Source organism: Hyphomonas neptunium ATCC 15444, assembly GCF_000013025.1.
In the GTDB taxonomy this organism is placed as follows: domain Bacteria; phylum Pseudomonadota; class Alphaproteobacteria; order Caulobacterales; family Hyphomonadaceae; genus Hyphomonas; species Hyphomonas neptunia.
This window is the reverse complement of sequence record NC_008358.1, coordinates 687463-706806: the sequence shown is the minus strand read 5'-3', so window position 1 is coordinate 706806 and position 19344 is coordinate 687463. Positions and strand designations below refer to the sequence as shown.

Annotated in this window: 16 protein-coding genes; 8 read left to right on the top strand and 8 right to left on the bottom strand. The window is 63.7% G+C overall.

The window, feature by feature from the left end; genetic code table 11:
• Positions 1-289: 289 nt before the first annotated feature.
• The 7 genes from HNE_RS03460 to HNE_RS03430 all read left to right on the top strand — a co-directional run bounded on the left by HNE_RS03460 (position 290) and on the right by HNE_RS03430 (position 8203).
• Positions 290-1588: a M20 metallopeptidase family protein gene (locus tag HNE_RS03460; protein WP_011645723.1), complete on the top strand. Its 1299-nt coding sequence runs from the start codon at positions 290-292 to the stop codon at positions 1586-1588.
• A gap of 40 nt (positions 1589-1628) precedes the next feature.
• Positions 1629-3005 (top strand): tetratricopeptide repeat protein, encoded by a 1377-nt coding sequence (locus HNE_RS03455; RefSeq protein ID WP_011645722.1) that lies wholly within the window; start codon positions 1629-1631, stop codon positions 3003-3005.
• 236 nt (positions 3006-3241) lie between these two features.
• The gene (gene nadA / locus HNE_RS03450; protein WP_035590130.1) at positions 3242-4384 is read left to right on the top strand and encodes a quinolinate synthase NadA; all 1143 of its coding nucleotides are present in this window, start codon (positions 3242-3244) and stop codon (positions 4382-4384) included.
• A 68-nt stretch (positions 4385-4452) separates the two neighbouring features.
• Entirely contained in the window at positions 4453-4932 is a 480-nt protein-coding gene (locus HNE_RS03445; RefSeq protein WP_011645720.1) for a hypothetical protein, read from the top strand.
• Positions 4933-4945: 13 nt separating this feature from the next.
• Positions 4946-6484, top strand: coding sequence for an L-aspartate oxidase (locus HNE_RS03440; RefSeq protein ID WP_049755010.1), 1539 nt, complete (start codon positions 4946-4948; stop codon positions 6482-6484).
• Positions 6481-7338, top strand: coding sequence for a carboxylating nicotinate-nucleotide diphosphorylase (gene nadC, locus HNE_RS03435; RefSeq protein ID WP_011645718.1), 858 nt, complete (start codon positions 6481-6483; stop codon positions 7336-7338). Before HNE_RS03440 ends, nadC begins: the two co-directional genes overlap by 4 nt.
• 55 nt (positions 7339-7393) lie before the next feature.
• Positions 7394-8203 carry an SDR family oxidoreductase gene (locus HNE_RS03430; RefSeq protein WP_011645717.1) on the top strand — a complete coding sequence of 270 codons (810 nt, stop codon included), beginning with the start codon at positions 7394-7396 and terminating at the stop codon, positions 8201-8203.
• A gap of 84 nt (positions 8204-8287) precedes the next feature.
• Here HNE_RS03430 and HNE_RS18895 read toward each other — a convergent pair whose 3' ends face one another.
• The 8 genes from HNE_RS18895 to HNE_RS03390 all read right to left on the bottom strand — a co-directional run bounded on the left by HNE_RS18895 (position 8288) and on the right by HNE_RS03390 (position 18148).
• Complete coding sequence (locus HNE_RS18895; protein ID WP_198022810.1) at positions 8288-9433, bottom strand: cell wall hydrolase; 1146 nt, start codon at positions 9431-9433, stop codon at positions 8288-8290.
• 450 nt (positions 9434-9883) lie between these two features.
• A complete protein-coding gene (gene ppdK / locus HNE_RS03420; protein WP_011645715.1) occupies positions 9884-12601 on the bottom strand; it encodes a pyruvate, phosphate dikinase in 2718 nt (905 codons plus the stop codon).
• Positions 12602-12752: 151 nt separating this feature from the next.
• Positions 12753-14873, bottom strand: a complete 2121-nt coding sequence (gene glyS / locus HNE_RS03415; RefSeq protein WP_011645714.1) for a glycine--tRNA ligase subunit beta — start codon at positions 14871-14873, stop codon at positions 12753-12755.
• A gap of 94 nt (positions 14874-14967) precedes the next feature.
• Entirely contained in the window at positions 14968-15489 is a 522-nt protein-coding gene (locus HNE_RS03410) for a hypothetical protein (protein ID WP_011645713.1), read from the bottom strand.
• A gap of 80 nt (positions 15490-15569) precedes the next feature.
• Positions 15570-16457, bottom strand: coding sequence for a glycine--tRNA ligase subunit alpha (locus HNE_RS03405; RefSeq protein WP_011645712.1), 888 nt, complete (start codon positions 16455-16457; stop codon positions 15570-15572).
• 259 nt (positions 16458-16716) lie between these two features.
• Entirely contained in the window at positions 16717-17460 is a 744-nt protein-coding gene (locus HNE_RS03400) for a tRNA1(Val) (adenine(37)-N6)-methyltransferase (protein ID WP_011645710.1), read from the bottom strand.
• Entirely contained in the window at positions 17457-17663 is a 207-nt protein-coding gene (locus HNE_RS03395; protein WP_011645709.1) for a DUF2007 domain-containing protein, read from the bottom strand. The genes HNE_RS03400 and HNE_RS03395 overlap by 4 nt, the downstream gene beginning before the upstream one ends.
• The gene (locus tag HNE_RS03390) at positions 17663-18148 is read right to left on the bottom strand and encodes a CC0125/CC1285 family lipoprotein (protein WP_049755007.1); all 486 of its coding nucleotides are present in this window, start codon (positions 18146-18148) and stop codon (positions 17663-17665) included. The genes HNE_RS03395 and HNE_RS03390 overlap by 1 nt, the downstream gene beginning before the upstream one ends.
• A 239-nt stretch (positions 18149-18387) precedes the next feature.
• On the opposite strand from HNE_RS03390, the gene HNE_RS03385 reads away from it, so the two are divergent.
• Complete coding sequence (locus tag HNE_RS03385) at positions 18388-19344, top strand: polyprenyl synthetase family protein (RefSeq protein WP_083759122.1); 957 nt, start codon at positions 18388-18390, stop codon at positions 19342-19344.

Here is a 19344-nt window from a genome sequence, read left to right as displayed (position 1 = left end):
CGATTTTCTGATCCCTCCAGGCCCCGCAAGCAGGGAAGGCGGACATTCCCCGCTTCGCCGGAGACGGCCCCTTCCCCCCAGGAACAATCATGACTAGGCTTGGCCCTGGTTTATGGAATTTGATTACAGGGGTGCTGCCATGATGATCCGCCGGAGTTTGCTTGTTGCCGTACTGGCGCTGGGACTGGCCGCATGTGGAGGCGATGATCGCGACGCCGCCGAGGGCGGGCCGCGCGAGCTGCGGCCGGATGAGGGCGCGGGCGTTTCGACCGAGAGCGCCGTCAGCGGGATGCCGCAGGGCGAGCTGCGCACGGCGGACCCGAGCCTGGTGGAGCTTTACAAGAAGCTGCACGCCAACCCCGAGCTTTCGTTCCGTGAGGTGGAGACGTCCAAGCTGATGGCGGATGAGCTGCGCGCGCTGGGCTTTACGGTGACCGAGGGCCTGGGCGACGATTGGGTGCGCGAGAAGGCGATGAAGGATATAGGGCAGGTGCTGCCCGGCGTGGGCGGCTATGGGGTCGTGGGCGTGTTCGAGAACGGGCGCGGGCCGACGATCCTGATCCGCGCGGACATGGACGGCCTGCCTGTACCCGACCAGACGGGCTTTGAATTTGCCTCCACGATTGTCTCGCAGACCTGGACAGGCGTTGAGAGCCCGGTGATGCATGCCTGCGCCCATGATATTCACATGACGGTCTGGGTGGGCACGGCGCGGCGGCTGGTGGCCGAAGCTGACAAATGGAAGGGCACGCTGGTGATGATCGCCCAGCCTGCCGAGGAGATTGGCCTGGGCGCGCAGGCGATGCTGGCCGATGGGCTGTATTCGGATTTTCCGCTGCCGGACTATAACCTTGCCCTGCATGTTTCAGCCGGCGCGCCGGCCGGCGTGATCAACTATTCTTCGGGCTATGCGCTGGCCAATGTCGACAGTGTGGACATCACCGTGAAAGGCGCGGGCGGGCACGGGGCCTATCCGCACACGACACGCGACCCGATCCTGATCGCCAGCCATATCGTTACCGCGTTGCAGAGCCTTGTCTCGCGCAATACCAATCCGCTGGAGTCTGCGGTTGTAACGGTCGGCTCGTTCAAGGCGGGCGCGAAACACAACATCATTCCCGATGAAGCCGAACTGCTGATCACCGTGCGCTCCTATGATGACAAGACCCGGCAGATGCTGCTGGATGGCATCACGCGGATTGCCGAGGGGACAGCGGCCGCCTTTGGCGCGCCCGAGCCTGAGATTACGGTGGAGAGCGATTATACGCCGGCGACCTATAACGATCCGGAACTGACCAAGCGGGCGATGGCAGCCGTGGCCAGGAAACTCGGCGAAGGCAATGTGCGCTCTGTGCCGCCGGTGATGGGCGGGGAAGATTTCAGCCAGTTTGCGCGTACCGATGAGGAAGTGCCCGGTGTGATCTTCTGGCTGGGCGCGGTTGACCCCGACAAATATGCCGCCTCGCAGATTGACGGGATGCCCCTGCCCTCGCTGCATTCGCCGCTGTTTGGCCCGGACTATGACCCGGCGATTGCCACAGGCGTGGAAGCGATGACGACAGCGGCGATTGATCTGTTCAAGGAGTAACCATCCGCCGGAAGCGGCGAGAAGGAAAAGAGAGGCTGTCATGCTCCGAAACGCCCTGCTGATCGCCGCCGCTTTTGTTTGCCTCCTGGGGCAGCCGGCGACCGCCCAGATCGATTACGACAAGGACCCTGTCTATCAGGCCGCCCGCACCGCCATGATGGAAGGGCGCTACGCAGAAGCGTTTCCGGAAATAAAACGCGCCGCCGAAGCAGGCTTTGCCAAGGCGCAGTTCAACCTCGCCATGCTTTACCGCGATGGCCCGACCGCCACGGCATCGCAGGAGCTTTATCGCAAATGGATCGAGGCTTCGGCGGCGCAGGAGTTCTCGATGGCGCTGTTCAGCCTGGGGCTTGATTATGACGTTGGCCGGGGCGTCACCAAAGACCTGCCGCGCGCACTGGGCTATTATGAGCGCGCCGCAGAAGCGGGCGACACGATGGCGGCCTATAATGCCGGGCAGATCCACCTGATGGGCGAGGGCGTTATCCCGCCCAATCATGTCAAGGCGATCCGGTATATCGAGCTCTCCGCCAAGGCCAATGAAGGCAAGGCGCTGATGACGCTCGGCTATATCTACGAAACCGGGCTGACCGGCCTTCAGGACGTTAATCTGTCCAGAGACTATTATTACCGGGCCGAGGTGGCAGGCGAGCCCGCAGCGGCCGAAGCCATCGACCGCCTCAAGGAAGTGGCCAGCCGCGCCGCCTTCGACAAGATGCTGGCAGGCGACCATTCAGGCGCGGTCGCCCTCTTCGGCAAGCTATGCGATGAGGCCGACATGGAGGCCTGCGCCTATTACGGCAACTACCTCGCGAATGGGGCGCCCGGCGTCTCCGTCTCGGTTGCCGAGGCCCTGCCTCCGCTCAAGAAGGCCTGCGACGCGGGCGAGATGTATGGCTGCCAGTTTCAGGCCTTCGCGGTTGCCAAGGCGAAGTTTGGCGCTGACGAAGACGCGCGCTACCAGGCCGCCCGGTATTTTGCCAACCGGTGCCTGACTGCGCCATTCAATCAGGAGGCCTGCTACAACCTCGCCGTCATGTATTATAACGGCACGGTCAAAGGGGGGCGCGAGGAAGCCCGCAAAATTGCCGCGACATCCTGCACCGCAGGCTATCAGGATTCCTGCCGCATAGTTTCGGCAATAGACACCCAGCGCGAACAAGCGGCCCGCCTGAAAGCCGAGAATGATCGGAAGGCGGAAGAGTTCGCTGCGCGCCAGCAAGGGGGCTACAGCGCCGGCGTCAGCGCGTCCTATGGGAGCTCTTACTCGACGGGCAGCTCGTCCAGCTATTCATCGTCCAGCAGCTCGGCCAGCCGGGCGCAGGACACGGCCGATTTCAACGCCTTCATCAATAAGGTGAACAGCTACAATACCGGCTATTCCGCCTCCTGCCGGACCGGCAATCCCTATTGCTGACCCGGCAGGGTTCGCAGCGTCAATAAAGGCAGGATTGAGGCGGGTGGCCTTGCCTTGGGGGGCTGTCTGCGCTAGATACCCTTTTGCTCAGACTGCGTAAAAGGTTCACCGACCGGTCGCAAATGAGCCCTGAAAGCCAGAGCGTTTTTAAGGTTACCCCTTGAAACGCTTCTTTTCAGGCCTAACTTATACTCAAATCGAGCATAAATGGCTCGATTGGTTGAAGGAGGTTCTCCATGGCACGTCTCATTGATGCCGGTCCCGGCTGCCCTACCCCTACCCCGCTGCGCGGTAAATCCGCCGCTGAGGCGCGTGGCCTTGTCTATGATGACGCCGTGAAAGCGGAGACCGATGCGCTCTATCCGCTGGTGCAGGATTTCGTGACGCCGATGGAATGGCCCGCGATTGCACCGCTCGTGGCCGGTATCAACCGGCTGAAGCGCGAAAAGAATGCCGTGATCCTGGCGCACAATTACATGACGCCGGACATTTTCAGCCTGGTGGGCGATTTCCGCGGTGACAGCCTTCAGCTGGCGCGCGAGGCCTCACAGGTGCCCCAAAGCGTGATCGTGCAGGCGGGCGTGCATTTCATGGCCGAGACGTCGAAAATCCTCGCGCCGGAGAAGACCGTGCTGATCCCCTCGCTGGAAGCAGGCTGCTCGCTGGCCAGCTCGATCAACGGCGCGGATGTGCGCCTGATCAAGCAGAAATTCCCGAACTATCCGATCGTGACCTATGTGAACTGCACCGCCGAGGTGAAGGCCGAGTGCCACATTACCTGCACGAGCTCCAACGCCGCGCAGGTGGTGGAAGCCATCGCGAAGGAATGGAATTCGGACACCGTGATCCTCGTGCCCGACCAGTATCTGGCGAAGAATGTGGCGGCGCAGACGAATATCCGCATTCTCACCTGGCCGGGCGCCTGTGAGGTGCATGAGCAGTTTTCGGCCGAGGATGTGGCGCAGCTGCGCGAAGCACATCCCGGTGTCGTGATCCTGGCGCACCCTGAATGCCCGCCGGATGTGCTGGAAGTCGCTGACTATGCCGGCTCGACGGCGGCGCTGGCGAACTATGTGTCGGAGAAACGCCCGAACAAGGTGGTGCTGCTGACCGAATGTTCGATGAGCGACAATGTGGCGGCGGTGAACCCCGGCGTGAATTTCATCCGGCCGTGTAACCTCTGCCCGCACATGAAGCGCATCACGCTGGAAAACATCTATGACTGCCTGATGACGGGCACGCATGAGGTGACCATTCCCGAAGACGTGCGGGTGCGGGCGAAAGAAGCGCTCGACGCGATGCTGGCCCTGCCGAAAATGGAGCGGCCGCTGGATTTCGTGACCGGCCTCAAGCCGATGGAGCTTGAACTGGTAAACTAGTGCGTAAACCGGCTTGCCAGAGGGGGCAGGCCGGAGTGAAGTCAACGGGCGTGTTCAGGAGAGTGGCCATGCGGATGTTCGGTGGACGCACTGTAATGGTGCTGGCGATGGCGTGCCTTATGGCGAGCCCGTCGCTTGCCAAATCCGGTGCGAGTTCCGGCAAGGACAAAGATCCCTCTGATGTGCTGGGGAGCTGGAGCTTCCAGACGAGCCCCTATCGCAGCGGCCAATGCGTGATGACCGGCACGATGCGCCTGTCGCCGCATGAGGCAGAGGACCGGTATGCCTGTGAGCTGACGGCGGTGGAGATGTGCTCGATGTGGGGCCGCTCGGTCGTGCGCCAGTCCTGCGAGGCCCAGCGCTTTGGCGATCAGGTGTCGATCCGCTCCACCATCGAGGAGATGCTGGAGTCGAAGAATGAAGGCCTGCTCTATGTTCCTGACAATTTCACGCTGACGATCCAGTCCCACGAACGGATGTTCGGGGCGCTCGTCTCTGCTGTCACAGCGCCGGTGGAATTCCGCCGCGCGAATGACGGCATTTCCTGATCGGATAATCACGATGCTTTCCGGAACGGATGACCGCCTGCATGCCGGCGCGGGCGCCACGACAGATGTTCTGATCGTCGGGGCGGGCCTTGCGGGCCTGTTCCTTGCGCTGAAGCTGGCGCCGCGGCCCTGCCTGGTGATCTCACCGGCGCCGCTCGGGCAGGCGTCTTCCTCGGCCTGGGCGCAGGGGGGATTGGCCGCTGCGCTGCATCCGCTCGACAGCCCGGCCCAGCATGCCGACGATACCGTGGCAGCAGGCGCCGGGCTGGTGGACCCGGTGATTGCGCGGCTGATCGCGGAAGACGGCCCCGCGCGCGTGCGCGACCTGGTGGCCCTCGGTGTACCGTTTGACCGGACGCCCGATGGCCAGCTCGCCCTGTCGCTGGAGGCGGCACATTCGCATCCGCGTGTGGCGCGGGTTTCAGGCGACCTGGCGGGCAAGGCGATCATGGACGCGCTGGTGGCGGCGGTGGCGGCAGCCCCGCATATCGAGCTGATCGAGGGCGCGCGGGCTGAGGCTCTGTTGCAGGATACCAATGGCCGCGTGGCGGGGGTCGTGCTGCGCGGGAATACCGGGCGAGCGTTTGTGAAGACCGCGCGGGAGACAGTGCTGTGCACCGGTGGGTCCGGTGGGCTTTACCGCGTGACGACCAATCCGAAGGAAGCCCAGGGCGAGGCGATTGCCATGGCGCATGTGGCGGGCGCGGTGCTGGCCGACCTCGAATTCGTGCAGTTTCACCCGACCGGCATCGACATTGGCCGTGACCCTGCCCCGCTGGCGACCGAGGCGCTGCGCGGCGAAGGCGCGACGTTGCACAATACCGACGGGCGCGCCTTCATGGCAGATTATCATCCGCTGGCGGAGCTTGCGCCGCGCGATGAAGTGGCCCGCGCGATCCATGCGGAGCGGGCCGCCGGGCGTGGCGCTTTTCTCAATTGCATCACGGCCGTGGGCGAAGAGTTTCCGCATCACTTCCCGACGGTTTTTGGCGCGTGCATGAGCGCCAACATCGATCCGCGCCGCGCGATGATCCCGGTAGCGCCCGCCGCGCATTATCATATGGGCGGGATTATCTCTGACCTCTGGGGGCGCTCGACGCTGGATGGGCTCTCCGTCTGCGGAGAATGTTCCTCGACCGGCGCGCATGGGGCCAACCGGCTCGCCTCCAACTCTCTGCTGGAGGCTGTCGTCTTTGCCGAGCGGATTGCGCGGCGCCTGCGCGACGCGGACCTCAACGAAGCGGGCGCGAGCACGGCATCCGCAACGCGGCCCCTGACCGGCCCGGACATGCTGGAACTGCGTGAGGCGATGTCGCGCCATTGCGGCGTGGTGCGCGAGGCGGGCGGGCTGACTGATCTTCTGAGCCTGATCGAGCGGCTGGAGGCAGGCATGCCCGGCGCGCCGCAGCTGACGGCTGCGCGCCTGATCGCAAGCGGAGCGCTGGCCCGCGCCGAAAGCCGCGGCGGACATTTCCGGTCCGACTATCCCGACACCGGCGCGCCCGAGCGCCAGTTCCTGTTCCACACAAGCCGCGAGGCGCTTGTCATATGACGACCTATATTCCCCCGCTTTCCCCGATCATCCTTGATCCGATTGTCCGCCTGGCGCTGGCCGAGGATCTGGGCCGGGCGGGCGACCTGACGACTGACGCTACCATTCCGCCGGAGACACAGCTTTCGGTGGTGATCGCCGCGCGCAAGCCCGGCGTGATTGCGGGGCTGGACGTGGCGGCCTATTCGGCAAGCCTTGTGGACCCGGCACTGAAGCTGGAAATCGAAAAGCCCGATGGCAGCGCGCTGACGCCCGGCGATGTGGTGGCGCGGCTTTCGGGATCGGCGCGGTCGATCCTGACGGCGGAGCGCACGATGCTGAACTTTCTGGGGCGGCTTTCGGGCGTCGCGAGCCTGACGCGGCAGTATGTGGACGCGGTGGCCCACACGAAAACACGCATCGTCTGCACCCGGAAGACAACGCCGGGGCACCGGGCGCTGGAGAAGCGGGCGGTCCGCTGTGGCGGGGGAACGTCGCACCGCTATGGGCTGGATGACGCGATCCTGATCAAGGACAATCACATTGCCGCCTGCGGCGGGTCGATTGAAGCTACGCTGGAGCGGGCGAAAGCCTATGCCGGGCATCTGCGGATGATCGAAATTGAGGTGGATACGCTGGCCCAGCTTGAAGAAGCGCTGAAATATGGTCCGCATGCGATCCTTCTGGACAATATGAGCCTGGAGCAATTGCGCGAAGCGGTCACCATTACCGGCGGGCGCGTGCCGCTCGAAGCCTCGGGCGGGGTGACGCTGACTTCCGTAGCGGCAATTGCTGAGACGGGGGTGGACTTCATTTCCTCGGGCGCGCTGACCCATTCGGCGCCCAATCTTGACCTTGGCCTCGATGTGGTCTGACAGTCTCTGCCAGAGACGCTGACACAGTCAGTGAAAGATACTGGCGGAGGAAAACATGGCAGGCGCAAACGGCCGCAAGGCGATTTTCATCACGGGAGCCGCCTCGGGCATCGGCGCAGAAACGGCGCGCCATTTTGCGCGGAAGGGCTGGTTCTGCGGGCTCTATGACGTCAACGAGATGGGGCTGAAGGCCGTTGCCGGTGAGATCGGCGCGGAGAATTGCCATGTCGCAAAACTGGATGTGACCAGGCGGGCCGACTGGGCCGCCGCCATGGACGGCTTCAGCGCCGCAACCGGCGGCAAGATGAACGCCCTTTTCAACAATGCCGGCATCGGGCGCCATGGCTGGTTTGAAGAGATCCCCGCCGAAGAGGCCGACCTCATCATCGACATCAATGTGAAGGGCGTGGTGAACGGGGTCTATGCCGCCCTGCCCTTGCTGAAGGCCACGCCGGGCGCGCGGATCGTGAATACGGCCTCGTCCGCCGGGATTGTCGGGGCGCCTCAGCTTTCGGTTTATTCGGCCTCCAAATGGGCCGTGCGGGGGCTGACCGAGGCGCTCGACGCAGAATTCCGGGATCTGGGCATTCGGGTCACCACGCTGATGCCGTGGTTTGTCGACACGCCGATCCTGGAGATGGGCAAGACGGCCGGCGCCAATGAGAAGATGTCCGATCAGATGAAAGCGAATGGCGCGAAGGTTTATCCCGTGTCGATGGCTGCCGAGAAGGTGTGGGACGCCGTGCACGGCGATGACATCTATTACATGGTGGGCGCAGAGGCCGACCGGGCGCGCTTCATGACGCGCTGGCTGCCGGGCGTGGTGCGCAAGGCGATCCGCAAGAACGTGCCCGCGCGGGATTAGGCTGGCAGGTCAATTGAGGGAAACAAAAAGGCCGCTGATGCGTTTCATCAGCGGCCTTGAAATTTTTGAACCGTGACCTGGCGCTTACTCGGCGGCGGCGCGGGCGGCTTCGAGCTGGCGGGCGAGGTATTCGTCTACCACGACGGGCTCGGGAACGGCCTCGACAGCTTCGGCTTGCGGCGCGACGTCTGCCTGGACGGGCGCGACCTCGGGGGCCTTCTTCACGGTCTGGATGGACATCAGGCGCGGGGCCGGGGTCGAGACCGTGCGGGTGGAGGTGGTGACACCGGCGGGCGCGACGGTCGGCGTGATCGTGTAATAGCCATCGTCTGCTGCGGTGGAGGCGTCTGCGAAGAGGAGGCCTTCGTCGAGGGCGGCCATGTCGGCTTCCTTCGTGGCATCCAGCTCAGCCAGGCGCAGCTCGGTCTGGCGCTTGCGGGCTTCAAAGTTGCGCTCCACGCTGGCCCATTCGGCGCCGCGGGGGAAACGGTAGAAGATGTGCAGGCCAACCTGCTCTGTCTTGACCAGGCCCGAATTCCAGACCGGATCGACATAGGTAGCGTGATAATGGGTGGCGCCGCCGGTGCGGTCCTCATTGAGGTCCATCAGCACATGGGCGGCAATACGCTGGGCACGCTCCCAGGCTTCGCCGGCCGGCTTGTTGCGGTCCATCGACCCGTCACAGGTGAAGGTGAACTGGCAGCCGGTGGTGCGGGTCGCGCCCTGGAAGACCACGCCGCAGACACTGTCCGGGTAGCGGTGGTCGCGGACGCGGTTGGAAATGACTTCGGCAACGGCGAGCTGGCCGTTGAGGGGTTCCCAGGCCGATTCGTAATAGACGGCCTGCGCCATGCACATCAGCTCGGCATCGATGGTCTCGGCGCGCTGGATCTGCTCGGGGCGGAAAGACGCGAGGGAGGCGAGTGCGGCGCCATCGCGGTCGCGCATGGCATAGCGGCTCATCGAGGAGTCGATGTCGCGCTTCAGGGTGTATTCGACGGTACGCAGCCAGGGCGAGTCCATCAGGGACGGCGTGTGGCTGGCGGTGCGGACGGCGAGGCCGCCATCTTCATAAAGGGCGAGCCGCTCGGCTTCGGCGCGGAATTCCGCGTCGGCGCGCAGGCCGGCCTGTTGTTCTGCGATCGCCGGAAGGGACACGGACGCCGTAACCGCGACAACGGCAATCATGCCGCCGCGAATGAACACGTCTCTCTGTTCCTGATCAGTCATTCCAAGCCACCACCGTGTGAGCTTTTCACGCAGCCCATTAACCCGGAATACACTGGCCCGGCCTGGTTTAAGAAACCTTAACATCACCACTCCTCTGTTCCCCGGCTGGCAGTTATGGTTCTGCCTGATGCCCCGGAGAGTCCGAGATTTATCTGTTTGTAGAGGCCGAACGTACCCGGCCAGACCCCGGAGGGACTGGAGGGACTTGGCCCACCCGCAACTATCTAGCAATATTTCAGCCAGTTTCCTGAGTGACAATTCAGAAAGCCTGGGAACCGAGCCGAATCCGGCGATTCGCGCGACGCACGAATATATGGGTGTAATTATCTGAAAAATAACAGAAAAACGGGACCGCGCGCGGTCCCGTTGGTTAGAATCTTCCTGTCAAGTTGTTGCACAAATGCAACGTTCAAGGGCGGCGGGTTTTGCGCCTCAACTGCCCGAAATCCGCTACTTCTTCGCTCCGCGGATGGCGGCTTGTGCCGCTGCGAGACGGGCAATCGGCACCCGGTAGGGCGAGCAGGAAACGTAATCGAGACCGGCGCGGTGACAGAATTCCACCGAAGCCGGGTCTCCCCCGTGTTCACCACAGATTCCGAGCTTGATGTCGGGGCGGGTTTTGCGCCCGCGCTCGGCCGCAATCTTAACGAGTTCGCCCACACCTTCCTGGTCAAGTGTTACGAACGGGTCTTTCTCATAGATGCCCTTTTCCGAATAGATCGGGAGGAATTTGCCGGCGTCATCGCGGGAAATTCCGAGGGTTGTCTGGGTGAGATCGTTCGTGCCGAAGGAGAAGAATTCGGCGGCCTGGGCAATTTCCCCTGCCGCGAGAGCCGCGCGGGGCAGCTCGATCATCGTGCCGACCATATAGTCGAGCGTGACACCGGTTTCGGCGAACACTTTCTGGGCGGTTTCGTCGACGAGCTTTTTCAGGATGTCGAGTTCGCGGTGGGTGGCGACCAGCGGGATCATCACCTCGGGAACGGGCTTCAGCTTGCCTTCCTTGAAGATGTTGACCGCCGCTTCAAAGATGGCGCGGGCCTGCATCTCGTAGATTTCAGGATAGGTGATGCCGAGGCGGCAGCCCCGGTGGCCGAGCATGGGGTTGGATTCGTGCAGGTCAGCGGCGCGGCGGCGCAGTTCCTCGGCGCTCAGGCCCGAAGCCTTGGCGACGCCGGCGATGTCTTCATCGGTGTGGGGCAGGAATTCGTGCAGCGGCGGATCGAGCAGGCGGATGGTCGCCGGGCGATCGCCGAGGATGCGGAAGATTTCTTCAAAGTCGGAACGCTGCATCGGGAGCAGCTTGGCGAGCGCCTCGCGGCGACCGGTTTCGTCATTGGAGAGGATCATCGTGCGCACGGCGGGGATGCGTTCCTCGTCGAAGAACATATGCTCGGTGCGGCAGAGGCCGACGCCTTCAGCGCCGAACTCGACGGCGGTGCGCGTGTCGAGCGGGGTTTCGGCATTGGCGCGAACCTTCAGGGTGCGGCGCTTGTCGGCCCAGCCCATGAACTCACCGAAATCGCCGGAGAGGTCGGGATTGATCAGCGAAACGGCCCCGGCAATGACGCGGCCATTGACGCCGTCAACGGTGATCATGTCGCCCTTCTTGAAGGTGCGGCCACGGGCGGTGAATTCGCCTTTGGCGGTGTTGATGCGCAGGTCCGACGCGCCGCAGACGCAGGGACGGCCCATGCCGCGCGCGACAACGGCGGCGTGGCTGGTCATGCCGCCGCGGGCGGTGACGATGGCGCGGGCCGCATGCATGCCCTTGATGTCATCCGGGCTCGTCTCGACACGGACGAGGATCACGTCCTCCCCTTTTGCGGCAAGGGCGAAGGCTTCTTCGGAATCGAACACAACGCGGCCGACAGCCGCGCCGGGGCTGGCGGGAAGGCCTTTGAAGGCGACGTCATAGGCGGCGTTTCCAGCTTTCTTGTTCTCGTCATCGCTGGGGATGCGCGGGTGGAGAAGCTGGTCGAGCGCGGTGGGGTCGATGCGCAGCAGCGCCTCTTCTTCCGTGATCAGACCTTCGCGGACCATATCGACCGCAATCTTCACAGCGGCGGCGGCGGTGCGTTTGCCGTTGCGGGTCTGCAGCATGTAGAGCGTGCCGTCTTCGACGGTGAACTCGATGTCCTGCATATCCTTGTAGTGACGCTCCAGCGTGTTGGCGACGTCGACCAGCTGTTTGTAGACCGGCGGCATGGCCTCTTCGAGCGGGGCGTCCGACGAGCCGAGCGTATTGGCGCGCTCGCGCGAGATGGGCGCAGGCGTGCGGATGCCGGCGACGACATCTTCGCCCTGGGCGTTGATCAGGTATTCGCCATAGAAGATCGGCGAGCCGTTTGACGGGTCACGCGTGAAGGCAACGCCGGTGGCAGACGTGTCGCCCAGATTGCCGAACACCATGGACTGGACGTTGACGGCCGTGCCCCAGTTGGCGGGAATGTCGTTGAGCTTGCGATAGATGATCGCGCGGTCGGACATCCAGGAGTCGAACACTGCCGAGATGGCGCCCCAGAGCTGTTCGCGCGGATCTTCGGGGAACGGGCGGCCCAGTTCCTTCTGGACGGCTTCCTTGTAGCGCACGATGACCTGTTTCCAGTTGTCGGCGGTCAACTCGGTATCGAGGTCGAGACCTTCGCGCTCCTTATAGTCGTCGAGGATGTGTTCGAACTCGTCATGGCCCATGCCGAGGACGACGTTGGAATACATCTGGATGAAACGGCGGTAGCTGTCATAGGCGAAACGGTCGCCTGCCTTGCCGGCGAGGCCGGCGGCGACAGCTTCGTTGAGGCCGAGGTTCAGAACCGTGTCCATCATACCGGGCATCGAGGCGCGGGCGCCCGAGCGGACCGAGACGAGGAGCGGGTTTTCCGGATCGCCGAAACCCTTGCCGGTTTTGCCTTCCAGCGCGGCCAGCGCGTCAGAGACCTGCGCGTCGAGCGTGGCGGGATAAACCCGGCCGGTATCATAGTAAGCGACGCAGACAGCGGTCGAAATCGTGAAGCCGGGCGGCACAGGCAGGCCGAGCTTTGCCATTTCGGCAAGGTTGGCGCCTTTGCCCCCCAGGAGGTTGCGCATCGAGGCATCGCCATCCGAGGTTCCGCCTCCGAAAGCGTAGACCCATGTTTCGTCAGCGTTTTTTACTGCGGCGTTGCCCATACGAAGCGTTCCCCGTGTTCAACTTTGATCTTCCGGCCACCTGACCTTGCGGCCAGCTTGCAAGTCCTATGCTGCAACCGCGAGGCAATTGCCAGTCATGCAAACGTCATGGGGCGCCCTGACGCAAGGTGACAAGGTTGCCGCGCCGTCTTTAGCCCTCAATTCTCGAGAAATCGGCGACCTTGTGAAGGGCGCCGCGCACCGCGATCAGCAGGGCGAGCCGGTTTTCGCGCACTTTGGCATCCGAATCATTGACCAGCACATCCTCGAAGAAGGCATCGACCGGGGCGCGCAGGCCGGCAAGGGCCGTCATGGCGCCGGCGAAGTCTTCGGTCTTCAGGGGCGCTTCAAGGGCGGCGGTCGTCTCATTCAGGGACGCCCAGAGGGCCTGCTCGGCGGCGGGGCCTTTGGCGATGAGGGCGGGATCGACGCTGAGGCCATCGGGCAGCGCGCCTTTCTTCTCTTCGGCCTTGAGGATGTTGGCGGCGCGGCGATAGCCCGCCAGCAGCGTTGCCCCGTCCTCGGTGGCGAGGAAGGCGGCGAGGGCCTCGACGCGCTTGACGATGAGGACGAGGTCATCCTCGCCGAGGGCGAAGACGGCATCGATCAGGTCGTGGCGTTTTCCCTGGTCGCGGAGGACTTGTTTGAGGCGGTCTGCGAAGAAGGAGAGGAGAGTCGGATCAATCAGAGCATCAATTGCTTTAGAGGCGGCCGAACGCACGCTATCTGACTGCCCGCCCTTCACTACAGGCCTCACTGCAAGCGGAGCTTTAAGAATAGCGTTAGACAATTTCAGTCTCACACCATTCTCCAAATTGATGCGGACCACGCCTAGCGCCGCGCGGCGCAACGCGAACGGGTCTTTCGAGCCGGTTGGCTTCTCATCAATCGCCCAGAAGCCGACGAGTGTGTCGAGTTTGTCAGCCAGCGCGACGGCGATGGATACCGGGTCTGTGGGGACGGAGTCGCTGGGGCCCTGGGGTTTGTAATGGTCGCGGATGGCGTCGGCGACGCGGGCGTCTTCGCCGACGGCGAGCGCGTAGTAGCGACCCATGACGCCCTGAAGTTCGGGGAACTCACCGACCATTTCGGAGACGAGGTCAGCCTTGGCGAGGCGCGCGGCGCGTTCGGCAAGACCGGGGTCAGCGCCCACGGCAGGCGCGAGTTCGCGGGCGAGTGCGGCGACGCGCTCTACCTTGTCGCCGAGGCTGCCAAGCTCTTCCTTGAAGGCGATGGTCTTGAGTTTTTCGCCCATCACTTCGAGCGGTGTGGCCTTGTCCTTTTCCCAGAAGAAGCGGGCGTCTGAGAGGCGGGCCGAGAGGACGCGGGCGTTACCCTCGGCGATCTTTGCGCCGCCATCGGTGGCGGCGATGTTGGCGACGAGGATGAAGTTTGGCGCGAGCTTGCCCGTCTTCGCGTGCGTTGCGGCGAAGTATTTCTGGTGGGTGCGCATCGACAGCGTGATGACTTCAGGCGGCAGATCGAGGAAGTCCGGGTCCATCTGTCCAAGGACGACCACGGGCCATTCGGCGAGGCCGGTGACCTCTTCCAGAAGGCCCTTGTCTTCGATCCATTGCAGACCCGCTTTGGCGCAGGCTTTTTCGATGCCGCCCAGGATGGCGGCGCGGCGATCATCGCGGGAGAGGACGACATGCCCCTGCCCTTCGAGTTGGGATTTGTAATCTGCCCACCCAGTGACCGTGTACGGACCACGGCCATGGACACGGTGGCCTTCGGTTTCGTTGCCGCTGGTAATGCCGCCCACTTCAAACGGCACAACGGCGCCATCGAGCACGCAGACAATGCGTTGCAGCGGGCGCACCCAACGCAGCTCTCCGGTGCCCCAGCGCATGGATTTGGGCCAGTGGAAATCGCGGATGATGGCAGGCACAGCTTCCGCGATCACGTCTTTCGCGTCGCGGCCCGGCACGGTGGAATAGGCAACGTAGAAGTCGCCTTTCTTGGGGTCGGAGACGACGGAGGCCTCGCTGATGTCAGTGAGGCCCGCCCCGCGCAGGAAGCCGGCGATGGCCTGCTCGGGCGCGCCGACCTTGGGGCCTTTCTTCTCTTCGCGCACATCCGCCGAGCGCGCGTCGAGCCCTTCGACCACCGCCGTGAGGCGGCGCGGGCCGGAGACGGCAAAGGCGGTCTTCCAGGCGAGGCCCGCCTCTTTCAGCTTGCCCGTGAGGGCCGCCAGAAGGTCCGCCTCCGCCTTCGCCTGCATGCGCGCGGGGATTTCTTCGGAGAAAAGTTCGATCAGAAGGTCAGCCATAGGCCCTGTCAGTCGCCGGAATTAGGGGTGGGCACGGCTTACAGCTACGGGCGCCGGGGTCAAGCGGGCGGGTCTATGGATTGCGCAGCGGGGGTCAGACCCCGCAGCTGCCTTCGATGTTGATCGCGCTGGCGTCTACGGGGTCGGAGATGCGGATGGTGCCGGTATAATTGCGGTATTCCATGCCTTGCTCGACCTCCTTCAGACGCAGCTCGATTTCAACGGGGCGCTCGTCATTGCGATAGGTCCAGATCTCCGCGCCGTCCGCTTCGGTCTTGGAGACTTCCTTGAGCGTGACAGGCTCGCCTTCAAGGCCGATGGCGGCGGGGGCCGGTACGCCGGCAATTTCGGTGATGAAGAGGCGCTCACCCAGAACGCCGTCCTGGCTGGGCCGGTGGAAGCTGCAATAGATTTCCACGGTTGTGGGCTCAAACGTGGTGAGGCTGAGCGTGCTGTCGGCAGCGGGCGGGGCGGGCACGTCGTCTGCGGTGGCAGAACCGGACACCTCGGGCACATGCGGGGGTGGGACGATGGGCTCAGGGGCGTTTGGAGCGGGATTGCACGCGCCAAGAATGGCGGGGAGCAAGAGCGCAGACAGGACGGAAAGAGATTTCATTGCAGCCTCCTATGGCCCGCACCAACGCGCCGGAGGCCGATACGTTCACAGGTAAGCTGTGAATAGGCTGACTGCGACGTTCAGGCCTGCTGCTCGGCCCATTGGGCGGCCGCGCCCCGCGCCAGATCCCGCACCCGTCCGATATAGGCCTGGCGCTCGGTGGGGCTGATGGCGCCGCGGGCGTCGATCAGGTTGAAGGTGTGCGAGGCTTTCAGGGCGTAGTCGTAGGCCGGCAACGGTTTGCCGGCTTCGCGCAGGGCGTTTGACTGGTTTTCGCAATCGGCGAACCAGCGTTTCAGCATCTCGACATCGGAATGCTCGAAATTGAACGCGCTCTGCTGGCGTTCGTTTTCGAGGAACACGTCACCATAGGTGAGCGGCACTTCGCTGGCGGGGTCGTTGAAGGGCAGATCGTAGACGTTATCGACGCCGAAGACGTACATGGCGAGGCGTTCTAGGCCATAGGTCAGCTCGCCGGAGACCGGGAACACGTCGAGGCCGCCGACCTGCTGGAAATAGGTATATTGGGAGACTTCCATCCCGTCGCACCAGACTTCCCAGCCAAGGCCCCAGGCGCCGACCGTGGGGTTTTCCCAGTCGTCTTCGACGAAGCGGATGTCGTGAACCGTGGGGTCGATGCCGATGCGGTAGAGGCTTTCGAGATAGAGGTCCTGCAGATTGGCCGGGTTGGGCTTCAGGATGACCTGATACTGGTAATAGTGGCCAAGCCGGTTGGGGTTTTCGCCATAGCGGCCATCCTTGGGGCGGCGCGAGGGCTGAACATAGGCGGCGCGCCAGTTCTTCGGGCCGAGCGCGCGCAGGACAGTGGCGGGGTGGAGCGTGCCGGCGCCGACTTCCATGTCATAGGGCTGAAGGATCGCGCAGCCCTGGGCGCCCCAATAGGCCTGCAGGGTCAGGATCAGGTCCTGAAAGGAATTGGGCTTGGGGTGGGCTTTTGGGGCAGACATTGCGATCTTCCGATGGGCTGTTTCCCAGCCGGACTAGCGCTGACCGGGGCGGTTCGCAACCGGGCGCGTCTACCACCAGCCTTTCTTCTTGTCGGGGCTGTTATGGTCGCGCGTGCCAAAGGCGCCGACAAAGGCAATGAAGATGCCAAGGGCGAGGCTGGCAAGAAAGAGCAATGTGAACATGGGAGGGTCTCCCCGCGCCGGAGCGGCGTTAAGGATAGTGTGGGCCCTTTTCCGCCGCGTTCAAGGAAAATCGGGCCTACCAGGCCAGGGGAATCCCCTCGACGATGGCCTGCGCGGCGGGCGTTCGGGCGCTGCCATCATCGGTGTGGGTGATGAGGGGCGGCAGGAGCGTGAGCGGGCCGCGCTTCAGGCCCTTGCGGGCGCGCACGAGGACGCGGCGGGCAGGCTCGCCCGCCTTGGAGGCGACGGGAAGCACGGTGATCTCGCCGGCCTGACGGTCGAGCTGGGCCAGAAGGCGGGCAAGCTCGGCAGCGCGGTGGACCAGGATGACGGGGGCGCGCGGCTTTGCGGCGTGGAGCATGGCCTTTATCCAGCCCTCCAGCGAAAGCGTTTCGATATAGGCTGATGCCTTGCCCTCGCCGGGCTCGGATATTTTTCCGGGCTCAAAATAAGGCGGGTTGGCGAAGACGGCATCGAAGCGGTTTTCGTGGGACTTAACCCATTCTGACGCTTCGGTATTTTCGATGGTTACGCGGGGGCCAAAGCCGTTCAGCGCGGCGCCTTTGCGGGACATATCGGAGACAGATCGGGACACTTCGAGACCCGTGAAGGACACCCCTGGCATCCTGTAGGCGGCTGGCAGCAGCGCGCCGCCACACCCGCAGCCAAGTTCCAGCATCTCCCCCTTCTCCAGCACCGGAAGGGCTGCGGAGAGGAGGAGCGAGTCGAAGCCCGCGCGGAATCCTTTGACAGGCTGAACCAGGCGGACCCGGCCCTGATAGACGGTGTCTTCGCTCGTCTCGGCGTGTGGCAGGCTCACCCCGGCTCAACTCCGGAAAGGGCGAGGCGGGCTTTGGCCAGCTCCGCTTCACGCACCATCAGGCGTCGGGGAAAGGCGCCGATATTGCCTTCAACGGCAGAGATGTGCTGATCGGCGACGAAATACTCGATGCCCGCCTCTGTCAGGAGGTGCTGGGCATAGGAAAGCTTCACCGGATCATTGGTGCGCAGGACTTCTTCCATCAGTCGATCTGGCCGCGCAGGTTCATATCGACTGACTGAGCATCATAGACAGTGGATTTGTCCGGTTTGGGATTTGTGCCGGTGACAATTTCGAGGACGGCTGTGGCCTTGCCGCCCGAGCCGCCGCCAAGGGGAATGCCGAAGCCGACGCCCACGCCGACGCTGGAGGAGCGGCCATAAGAGCCCGAGCCGCCGCCGACGCTGAGGGAGGGACCGCCCCCGCCGCCCTGCTCGACATCGGTATATTCAGCGGTAACCTCAAACCAGTCCTTGCCTTCCATCAGCGTGATCTCGGAAGCCCGCAGCAGCGCCAGACTGCGCGCCTTGCCGGCGTCCTTGTCCGTGTAGGCGATGCGGTGGCGGCCCGCTTCGATCTGTTGGGAGGTATAGCCCATCGCGCCATCTTTTGCGGCGGGGCCGTAAACAGGCGTCGTTGCGCAGGCTGCGAGAGAGAGCGCCCCAAGGGCAATGGCAAAGGTTTTCATGGGTTTCATACCGATCTAAACGCACATACCTGTCGATGGGTTGCACGCTAACCTATTGCCGGGCCTGCGCCAATGCGCTCAAAGGCGGGCGGCTGCGGCGTGCGGCCCGGTGCCACGTCGAGCTTGGCTGGGTAATTGCGTAAATTTACTTATAACAAACTCTTCCTGCCGGAGTGCTCCGTTTGACCCTCGCCCCAAAACCGAAGAGCAAGGCCCAGCTTTCCTCGATTACGGAGCGGATGCAGGCACTTGTCGCTGACGATCTGGCGGCCGTCGAACGCCTGCTGGCGACCCGCGCCGCCAGCCCTGTGGCAGTTATCCCGGATCTTTCAGGCTATATCGTTTCGGCAGGCGGAAAGCGCCTGCGCCCGATGATCACCCTGATCGCCGCTCATGCTGTGGGCAAAGCCAATGCCGCGACCCATGCGCTGGCCGCTGCGGTGGAGTTCATCCACACGGCGACCTTGCTGCATGATGACGTTGTGGACGAGAGCGACCTGCGCCGGGGGAAACCCGCCGCGAAGGCGATCTGGGGCAACAAGGCCGCGATCCTGGTGGGCGACTTCCTGTTTGCGCGCGCATTCAACCTGCTGGTCGAAGCCAACAGCCTGGACATTCTCAACCGGCTGGCCACGGCCTCGACCGTGATTGCAGAGGGCGAAGTGCGCCAGCTGGCAGCGATGGCAACCCGCGACCTGCCAACCGAAGAATATCTCGCCATTGTGGAAGCCAAGACGGGCGCGCTGTTTGAAGCGGCGGCCGAAACCGGCGCGATGTCTGCGGGCGGAGAGGAATATTCCGACGCGCTGGCGACGTATGGCAAGAATCTGGGCCTCGCCTTTCAGATCATTGATGATGCACTGGACTATGGTGGGACGACCTCTGTGATCGGCAAATCGGTGGGCGATGATTTCCGCGAGGGGAAAATCACCCTGCCGGTGATCATTGCGCGGCGGCGGGGCTCTGACGAGGACCGGGCGTTCTGGGACCGGGCGCTGAACCCGGAAACGCAGGAAGATTCCGACCTTGCCCATGCCGTGCACCTGATCCGCGCGACCGGGGCGGCCGAAGCCACCGTGCAGGAAGCCGAAGCCTACGCCGCGCTGGCCAAGGGCGCGTTGCGCACCCTGCCCGCCTCGACCTACCGGGACGCGCTGGAAGACCTGGCCGATTTCTGTGTAAGCCGGGCTTACTGA

What these genes read in the sequence shown, in the direction of transcription:
- HNE_RS03460 (WP_011645723.1), top strand. Translation starts at nt 290, where the DNA reads ATGCCGCAGGGCGAGCTGCGCACGGCGGACCCGAGCCTGGTGGAGCTT.
- HNE_RS03455 (WP_011645722.1), top strand. Translation starts at nt 1,629, where the DNA reads ATGCTCCGAAACGCCCTGCTGATCGCCGCCGCTTTTGTTTGCCTCCTG.
- nadA (WP_035590130.1), top strand. Translation starts at nt 3,242, where the DNA reads ATGGCACGTCTCATTGATGCCGGTCCCGGCTGCCCTACCCCTACCCCG.
- HNE_RS03445 (WP_011645720.1), top strand. Translation starts at nt 4,453, where the DNA reads ATGCGGATGTTCGGTGGACGCACTGTAATGGTGCTGGCGATGGCGTGC.
- HNE_RS03440 (WP_049755010.1), top strand. Translation starts at nt 4,946, where the DNA reads ATGCTTTCCGGAACGGATGACCGCCTGCATGCCGGCGCGGGCGCCACG.
- nadC (WP_011645718.1), top strand. Translation starts at nt 6,481, where the DNA reads ATGACGACCTATATTCCCCCGCTTTCCCCGATCATCCTTGATCCGATT.
- HNE_RS03430 (WP_011645717.1), top strand. Translation starts at nt 7,394, where the DNA reads ATGGCAGGCGCAAACGGCCGCAAGGCGATTTTCATCACGGGAGCCGCC.
- HNE_RS18895 (WP_198022810.1), bottom strand. Translation starts at nt 9,433, where the DNA reads ATGACTGATCAGGAACAGAGAGACGTGTTCATTCGCGGCGGCATGATT.
- ppdK (WP_011645715.1), bottom strand. Translation starts at nt 12,601, where the DNA reads ATGGGCAACGCCGCAGTAAAAAACGCTGACGAAACATGGGTCTACGCT.
- glyS (WP_011645714.1), bottom strand. Translation starts at nt 14,873, where the DNA reads ATGGCTGACCTTCTGATCGAACTTTTCTCCGAAGAAATCCCCGCGCGC.
- HNE_RS03410 (WP_011645713.1), bottom strand. Translation starts at nt 15,489, where the DNA reads ATGAAATCTCTTTCCGTCCTGTCTGCGCTCTTGCTCCCCGCCATTCTT.
- HNE_RS03405 (WP_011645712.1), bottom strand. Translation starts at nt 16,457, where the DNA reads ATGTCTGCCCCAAAAGCCCACCCCAAGCCCAATTCCTTTCAGGACCTG.
- HNE_RS03395 (WP_011645709.1), bottom strand. Translation starts at nt 17,663, where the DNA reads ATGGAAGAAGTCCTGCGCACCAATGATCCGGTGAAGCTTTCCTATGCC.
- HNE_RS03390 (WP_049755007.1), bottom strand. Translation starts at nt 18,148, where the DNA reads ATGAAAACCTTTGCCATTGCCCTTGGGGCGCTCTCTCTCGCAGCCTGC.
- HNE_RS03385 (WP_083759122.1), top strand. Translation starts at nt 18,388, where the DNA reads ATGCAGGCACTTGTCGCTGACGATCTGGCGGCCGTCGAACGCCTGCTG.